The organism is Streptomyces sp. NPDC048696, assembly GCF_043198895.1.
Lineage (GTDB): Bacteria > Actinomycetota > Actinomycetes > Streptomycetales > Streptomycetaceae > Streptomyces.
This window is the reverse complement of sequence record NZ_JBICVJ010000005.1, coordinates 211,692-219,336: the sequence shown is the minus strand read 5'-3', so window position 1 is coordinate 219,336 and position 7,645 is coordinate 211,692. Positions and strand designations below refer to the sequence as shown.

General features: G+C 70.9%; 7 protein-coding genes and 1 tRNA gene. 4 read left to right on the top strand and 4 right to left on the bottom strand.

Annotation, left to right across the window (positions count from 1 at the left end):
- The first annotated feature begins 1 nt into the window (after window position 1).
- Window positions 2-223: an MbtH family protein gene (locus ACGFRG_RS12560; protein ID WP_188278159.1), complete on the top strand. Its 222-nt coding sequence runs from the start codon at window positions 2-4 to the stop codon at window positions 221-223.
- Window positions 224-256: 33 nt separating this feature from the next.
- Entirely contained in the window at window positions 257-1,606 is a 1,350-nt protein-coding gene (locus ACGFRG_RS12555; protein ID WP_361429963.1) for a hypothetical protein, read from the top strand.
- A 47-nt stretch (window positions 1,607-1,653) separates the two neighbouring features.
- On the opposite strand, the gene ACGFRG_RS12550 is transcribed toward ACGFRG_RS12555, so the two are convergent.
- Genes ACGFRG_RS12550 through ACGFRG_RS12540 form a run of 3 tightly spaced genes read right to left on the bottom strand, consistent with a single transcriptional unit; the run spans window position 1,654 to window position 5,184 of the window.
- Window positions 1,654-2,706: an alpha-hydroxy acid oxidase gene (locus tag ACGFRG_RS12550; RefSeq protein WP_361429998.1), complete on the bottom strand. Its 1,053-nt coding sequence runs from the start codon at window positions 2,704-2,706 to the stop codon at window positions 1,654-1,656.
- Window positions 2,707-2,756: 50 nt separating this feature from the next.
- Window positions 2,757-3,857, bottom strand: coding sequence for a 4-hydroxyphenylpyruvate dioxygenase (hppD, locus tag ACGFRG_RS12545; protein WP_393263469.1), 1,101 nt, complete (start codon window positions 3,855-3,857; stop codon window positions 2,757-2,759).
- A gap of 22 nt (window positions 3,858-3,879) precedes the next feature.
- Window positions 3,880-5,184, bottom strand: a complete 1,305-nt coding sequence (locus ACGFRG_RS12540; RefSeq protein ID WP_393263467.1) for a PLP-dependent aminotransferase family protein — start codon at window positions 5,182-5,184, stop codon at window positions 3,880-3,882.
- Window positions 5,185-5,593: 409 nt separating this feature from the next.
- Between ACGFRG_RS12540 and ccsB the strand changes: the two genes are divergently transcribed.
- Both ccsB and ACGFRG_RS12530 read left to right on the top strand, forming a co-directional pair.
- Window positions 5,594-6,751 carry a c-type cytochrome biogenesis protein CcsB gene (gene ccsB, locus ACGFRG_RS12535; protein ID WP_361429966.1) on the top strand — a complete coding sequence of 386 codons (1,158 nt, stop codon included), beginning with the start codon at window positions 5,594-5,596 and terminating at the stop codon, window positions 6,749-6,751.
- A gap of 122 nt (window positions 6,752-6,873) precedes the next feature.
- A complete protein-coding gene (locus tag ACGFRG_RS12530; protein ID WP_361429967.1) occupies window positions 6,874-7,254 on the top strand; it encodes a hypothetical protein in 381 nt (126 codons plus the stop codon).
- Between the two features lie 191 nt (window positions 7,255-7,445).
- Here the strand turns inward: ACGFRG_RS12530 and ACGFRG_RS12525 are convergent.
- Window positions 7,446-7,518: transfer RNA gene (locus tag ACGFRG_RS12525), tRNA-Arg, on the bottom strand.
- Window positions 7,519-7,645 lie beyond the last annotated feature (127 nt).

Below are 7,645 nucleotides of genomic sequence, written 5' to 3'. Positions count from 1 at the left end.
CATGGCGACCAACCCCTTCGAGGACGAGAACGGCACCTATCTGGTCCTGGTCAACGCGGAGGGCCAGCACTCGCTCTGGCCGTCCTTCGTCGAGGTGCCGGCCGGCTGGGAGCGCGCCTTCGGCGAGGACACCCGGCAGGCGTGCCTGGACCACATCGAGCGGAACTGGACGGACATGCGCCCCAAGAGCCTCGTCGATGCCATGGGCGCGGAACGCGCCTAACGGCGCAGTCGAAGAATTGGTGAAAGCGTGTATATGACGGAGAAGGCGTCGGTCGGGGGATCCGCCGAACACCACGAGGACGAGCTGTCCGGTGTCGGCGGGACGGCCCTCGGCCGCGGCACACGGCTGGACCGGGTACGGGCGTTGCGGCAGGCGGTCGAGGCCGTGACCGCCTGGTCGCACCGGGCGCTGGGGGACGGTCCGGAGGTCTTCGGCCGCTTTCCGTACCGGGAGGTCGTGGACTACTACCAGAAGGTCGGCAAGGCGGAGGTCTCCCACGAGCTGGTCGCGCTGCTGCGCGGGGCCCGGCTCGGGATCGAGTGTTCGGGCCGGGCGCGGCCCTGGTCGTCGCCGGACGCCTGGCTGTTCGACGCCTGGCTGCCGCTGACCTTCACCGACCGCCCCATGAACTACGTCTCGTACGCGGGCAACGACGTGCTGTCGATCGCCCACTGGGACACGGACGGCACCCCGGGCGCCGCCGAGCGGGCCGACGACGTGCTCACCGCGGTGCTGATCGCCGACCTCGTCGAGCGGGAGACCACCGCTTGGGAGCAGGCCGGGGCGCACGCGGCGCAGCGCACCAGGACCACCGCCGTGTGGCAGGCGCTCGCCCGGCTCGCGGACTACGCGCCGCTGGCCCTGGCGGACACCGCGCCGCTCGACGCGGTGCGCGCCGCGCTCGGCGAGAGCGAGGCCGCCGCGGTGCCCGACGCGGCACGGGCGGCGGTCGCCGCCCTGCGCGAGCAGGCGGCGCCCGCGCTCCTGCGGGCGGTCGAGGTCAGCCTGCTGCCGGTCACGACGCTGCACGACGAGCAGATGTTCATCCGGTCCATCCAGCTCTTCGAGCGGCTCTTCGCCCGTGTGGCCAGGTCGCTGACCTCGGCGGTCGAGGCGGTCCGCGCGGACCGGCCGGCCGAGGCGGCGGCCGTCCTGGAGACGGCGGCGGCCTGGCTGTCGGGTGCCACGGGACCGCTGTACCGGGTGCTGACCACCATGCCGCCGGAGTCCTTCGCGGTGATCCGGGACCACACGCACGGCGCCAGCGCCATCCAGTCGAGGCCGTATCAGCTGGTGGAGACGGTGAGCGCCAAGCGTGAGGGCGAGGCGCACCGGCCGGAGAAGGGCCCGCTGTTCGCGCTCGACACCACGCTCCAGGAGGCGTTCCTGGCGCGCGTGGGCGGCTGGCCGAGCGAGGACGCACGTCGTCTGGAGGACGCGATGCGCGGCCTCGACGCCAACTGGCGGGGCATGAAGCGCACCCACTGGGGCGTCACGATGAAGATCATCGGCAAGGTGCCCGGCACCGGCGGCACCGCCGGGGCCGACTACCTGAAGGCGGCGGCGAACGTCGGGTTGTTCCCGCAGCTCACCGCCGCCTGAGCGGCGCGTACGTGTCGGTGTACGCGGATGCGCACACCGACACGTCCTCAGACGTGTACGACGTCGAGGTCCCGGGCGGCCGCGAGGTCGGGGCAGCCGGACAGCAGGAGCGCTTCCCGCAGTTCGGTGTGGAGCAGGTCCAGGACCTGCCGCGCCCCGGCCTCGCCGGCCACCGCGAGCCCCCACAGCACCGGACGGCCGCACAGCGCCCCGTCGGCGCCGAGGGCGAGCGCCCGCAGGATGTCCGTACCGCTGCGGATGCCGCTGTCCAGGAGCACCGCGCACCGCCCGCCGACCGCGTCGAGCACGCGGGACAGCGCGGTGACACTCGCCGGCGCGGCCGCGAACTGACGGCCCCCGTGGTTGGAGACGATCACCCCGTCGGCGCCGAGCTCCACCGCGCGCACGGCGTCGCGCGGATCCAGGATGCCCTTGACCAGCACCGGAAGCTCGGTGTGCGCCCGCAGCCAGGCCAGCTCTTCCCAGCCGATCGCCGGGTCGAAGGCGAGCGCGGTGTGGGTGGCCACCGCCGAGGTGCCCGACTCCCGGGTGTGCGCGGCCGAGACCGGGGCCGGGGCGAGGTTCGCCGCCGTCACGTCCGCCGGGAGCGTGAACCCGTTGCGCACATCGCGCAGCCTGCGTCCCATGTGCGGCACGTCGACGGTCAGGACCAGCGCCTCGCAGCCCGCCCGCTCGGCCCGCCGGACCAGGTCGAGCACCACACCGCGGTCGTGCAGCCAGTACAGCTGGAACCAGACGCTCCCGCCGACCTCGGCGATCTCCTCGATCGAGTAGCTGCTCAACGTGCTGATGATGTACGGCACTTCGGCGTCCCGCGCGGCCCGCGCCGCCGCGAGCTCGCCGTCCGGGTGCATCAGCCGCTGGTACGCCATCGGCGCCACCGCCAGCGGCATTCCGGCCGCACTGCGCAGCAGCTTGCCCGAGGTGTCGGTCTCGCCCCGGGTGCCCAGGACCCGAGGCACCAGCCGGACCGCGTCGAGCGCGGTCCGGTTGGCGGCCTGGGTGGTCTCGTCCCCGGCGCCGCCGTCGACGAAGTCGAGGACGTCACGGGGCAGCCGGTCCGCGGCGAGCCGGGCCATGTCGGCGACGCAGGCGGCCGTGCGGTGCGCCGGGGGCTGCGGAGGGACGGTCACCTGGCCGCGTCCTCGCGTGCCCGCTCCATCTCCAGCTCGACCGCGGAGTACAGCGCCTTGATGTTGCCGCTGCCGAAGGTCCGCGCGCCCAGCCGTTCGATGAGCTCGAAGAACAGGGTGCCGCGCGGGTGGACCGACTTGGTGAAGATCTGCAGCAGCTGGCCGTCCTGGTCCTCGTCGACCAGGATGTTGAGCGCCCGCAGCTGGTCCACCGAGTGGCGCAGCAGGTCGAGGCGGTCCGGCACCTGGTCGTAGTACGCCGCCGGCGTCTTCAGGAAGGCCAGGCCCTCTGCGCCGAGCAGGTCCACGTCCCGCACGATGTCGTCGGTGGCGAAGGCGATGTGCTGCACACCGGCGCCGCCGTGCTCCTTGATGAACTTGTCTATCTGGCCCGGCTCGCGGGAGGTGTCCGGCTCGATCAGGGTGAGCGTCACCGCGCCCGACCGGCTCTGCACCACCTTGGAGTCCATGGCCTGGCCGCCGACGACGATGCGCTCGGTGAAGACCATGGCGAAGTCGAGGACGCGCTCGTAGAACTCGACGGTGGGCACCAGCTGGCCCGGCTCCAGGCACACCGCGAAGTGGTCGACGGTGTGCAGACCGGCGGCAGCCGCGCCCGCCGCCTCGGCCTCGCGGTCCTGGCTGACCGGCGAAAGCCCGGGCAGGACAGCCGGGTTCATGCCGTCGGGGCGCTGCACGAAGGTGTGCGTGACGTCGCCGAACGCGGTGATGGAGGCGGTGACGACCCCGTCGCGCTCCTGCGGTTCGGCCACCGGCCGGGCCCCGCGCCGTACGGCCTCGGCGAAGGCGGCCGCGGCGTCCGGGACGCTCAGCGCGATGTCCGACACACCGTCACCATGGCGCTCCACATAGGCGGAGGCGGGGTGGTCGGTGCCGCGCGAGTCGGTCAGGACGAAGCGGATGTCCCGCCGTCCGAGGGCGTGGGCGCGAACCGAACCGTCCGCTTCCACCGGGGACGTCGACTGCGCGTAGACGCCGAGCCCGTAGTTGTTCACAAAGAATTCGGTCGCCTCGGCGAGGTCGCCGACCGAGAAGCCGACGTGGTCGAGGCGGAGTCCGTCAAAGGGGCTGCTCATGACATTCCGTTTCAGTGGTTTTTCAGACGTCGCTTTGTTCGCGAATGAATGCCGCGAGCCGGTCGATTCCCAGCGTGATCTCGTCCGCGGAGAGATAACTGAACGACAGGCGCAGCTGGTTGCGCGGCTGCCCGTCGCCGTAGAAGTGGTGCATGGGGGTCCACAGGACCCGGTGGGCGCGGGCGGAATGCTCAAGGAGTTCGTCGTCGACCGGGAAGGGCACGGTGACGACGACGAAGAATCCGCCGGCCGGGGTGTTCCAGGTGACCTGCGGCCGTGTTCCGGCGGGGAATTGCCGGGCCAGCTCGCCCAGGATGTGCCGCAGATTCGCCTGGTACAGCTCGGTTTCCCGGACATTCGCCGCGCGCAGGCTGTGGCCGTGCTCCAGGAGCTTGCCGCCGATGACGGCCTGGGCCACCGGAGAGGTGTTCACCGTGAGCATGCTCTTGATCTTCGCCAGCTGATCGGCGAACAGTTCCGTCCGTCCGTCGGCGGCCATCGTGCGCTGGTCGGCGACGACGTAGCCGATCCGGGCGCCGGGCAGGCCGGTCTTGGCGAACGAGCCGAGATACACCACCCGCCGGTGTTCACCGTCGAGCGACTTGAGCGTCGGCAGTGGCTCGATCGCGCTGTCCTGAAACAGACCGTACGGATTGTCCTCCAGGACGAGGAAATCCTGCTCCCCGGCAATACGGAGCAGACGCTTCCGGGCGTCGAGGTCCAGGCCGGCGCCCGAAGGGTTGGCGAAGTCGGCCACCACATAGAACGCCCTCGGCCGCAGTCCGGCCGCCCGCGCCTGTTCGGCGACCCGCGCCAGATCGTCCAGATCGACGCCGTCGGCGCTCTCCTTGACCGGCAGGATCCGCATGCCGACCAGCTCGGCGGCACCGCTCGCCCCCACGTAGCAGGGTGTCGGGGCGAGCAGGACGTCGTTGTCGTCGCGGCGCAGGGCGCGCAGGGTGAGGAACAGCGCCTCCTGGCAGCCGACGGTCACGACCACCGACTCCGGGTCGATGTCGATGCCCTCGTCGACGGAGAGGTTCTTCGCGATCAGTTCGTGAATGATGCCCTTGGTGCGGCCGTACTGGAGAAGCGTTCTGCGTACCTTGGCCTCGTCCCCGTCGAATTTCTCCCGCAGATGGGCTTCGAAGGTACGGAAGTGGCGGTGCACGTCCGCCGTGTCGAAGAACCCCTCGTACGGACGCCCGGCGGCGAGGGAAAGCGCCTCGGGAAATCGCTGGGAAATCTCGTTGAGGAAGTTCATCGATTCGATGACAGGAGAGTCGAGCGACCCGTGCAGGCTGAGCATGTCGATTTCTGCTGGCATGTGGTGACGGCCGTACTGGCGGCCTGAGTTCCCCTCCGAAACACAACGGAGGCACCAATAAGAAGGCTCGCCGCAAAGGAACCTGGCCCCCGTTTGCAGGTTCCTCATGAAAGGGCATGCGTTTATCGAAGCATGCCGAGCATATCTTGATCGATTCAATCACGGTGTCTGATGGTCGGTCAACCTGGGGCAGATGTACGGCGCTTGGCGGAAGGCGTGCCGGGCCTTACGTGTACGGGGGATACCGGGCAGTCGGGCTGAGCCCGGGCCAACTCCCCGCGACCGGGCAGCCATTGCCGTCAGGCCCGCCCGGGACCCGGCTGCCGGGCGCTGCGGAGCGGGGGCTAGGGTGAGGCCGGGGGCGGTCCGTCCCCGGCCCGCAGGCTGAATCCTTCAAAGGGGTTGAGAAGTGAATCTGGCCGCCGCCAATGAGAACTTGGCGCACATCAGTAATGTGCTGATCTATTCGTCAATGGCTGTCTACACCCTGGCCTTCCTCGCGCATATCGCCGAATGGGTTTTCGGCAGTCGTAGCAAGGTCGGCCGCACCGCGGCCGCCCTGGTGGCCGAGGGTGAGGGGGAGAGCCGCGCGGCGAAGGGCTCGGCTCAGGTGCGCAGGGCCCAGGCGGGTGGTACGGCCGTGCTGGAGCGGCCGGTGGTCGTCGGACGCGCGACCGAGGGCAGCCGCGACGTCGTGGACGGCCCCGGCGCCGACGGCGGCGACGAGAAGGGCGGCCTCTACGGCCGAATCGCCATCTCCCTCACGGTCCTCGCGTTCTTCATCGCGGCGGCCGCGGTGGTCACCCGCTCGCTGTCGGTGCAGCGGGCGCCGTGGGGCAACATGTACGAGTTCTCCACGACCTTCTCGACGGTGGCCGTCGGCGTGTACCTCGCGCTGCTGCTCGCCAAGAAGAAGGTGCGCTGGCTCGGCCTGCCGCTGGTCACCTCCGTCCTGCTCGACCTCGGCGTGGCGACGACCTGGCTCTACACCGACAGCGACCAGCTGGTCCCGGCCCTGCACTCGTACTGGCTGTGGATCCACGTCTCCACCGCCATCTTCTGCGGCGCGGTCCTCTACATGGGCGCGCTCTCGTCGCTGGTCTACCTGCTGCGTGACCGGTACGAGGTACGGCTCGCGGCCGGCCGGGTCGGCGAGGCGGAGCGGGTGCTGGCGGGCGGCCGCGCCCCGGCCGGCTCGGCCCGGATCGTCCTGTGGGCCCGGGTGATGGGCAACGACATCATGGCCCGGCTGCCCGCGGCCTCCAGCCTGGACCGCTTCTCGTACCGGGTGAACGCGGCGGTCTTCCCGCTGTGGACCTTCACGATCGTGGCGGGCTCGATCTGGGCGGGCGACGCCTGGGGCCGCTACTGGGGCTGGGACCCGAAGGAGGTCTGGTCCTTCGTGACCTGGGTCGCGTACGCGTGCTACCTCCACGCGCGCGCGACGGCCGGCTGGAAGGGCCGCAAGGCGGCGTACATCGCGCTGGCGGCGTTCGGCGCGTACCTGTTCAACTACTACGGCGTGAACTTCCTGTTCGGCGGGAAGCACTCGTACTCGGGCGTGTGATCGCCCCGGCTGATCCGTACAGCTGATCCGCCCGGCTGATCCGCCCGGCCCCGAAGGACTTGCGGCGCGCGGCAGTTAGGGGGGCGGACGGGACCCGGTGGCGGCGGCTAAAATCCCCGGTCATGTCGAACCCTGACCCCGACGAGCTGCTCGTCGACGTTGCCGCGATGGTCGAGTCCGAGCAGAGCAATCAGATGTCCCTGACGGTGGTGGCCGGTGGCTCCGTGATCACCGGCCGACTGGCCCCCGAGGCTGTCTGGAGACAGCGTGTCGCCGAAGTCCTGACGGACTCGGACAGCCTCGGCGCGTTCTCCGCCATCTTCACGACGGCCCCGGCGCCGCGGAGCGCCCGCAAGGACGCCCCGCCCACCCATCTGCACTTCCACGTGGCGAGGATCCTGCAGGGCACCACGGGGATCCCCGAGACGGGCGGGATGTACCGGGTGGCGATCGCGGACGTCAGCGCGTGGACGGCGGGCGACTTCAGCTACTCGGACCGCTGACGGGGCGGGCGCCGCGGTTGCGCCGCGTGCGGAGCCCGAGGTGCGGGGAGCCCGACCCCGCCTCGGCCCCGCCCGCCCGAAGACGCCCGCGCCGGGCGTTTTACGCCCCCGCTACGCCCCACTGGCTATGTTCCCCCTGACCGGCAAGAAGGCCCTCCCGAAGGGAGGGCCTGACACCGCACGGGCGGAAGCGCCCCCGGCAGGACTCGAACCTGCGGCCAAGCGCTTAGAAGGCGCCTGCTCTATCCACTGAGCTACGGGGGCCGGTTGGCGGCCGCGGTGGCCTGGAGCCCCCGGGCGGGCAGGGCTGCGGTCCGGAGCGGGCTCCGGGGCCGGTGACCTTGCCGGGGACAAGGATAGGGCTCCTCTCACCTCGTCCCGGTTGCTTCAC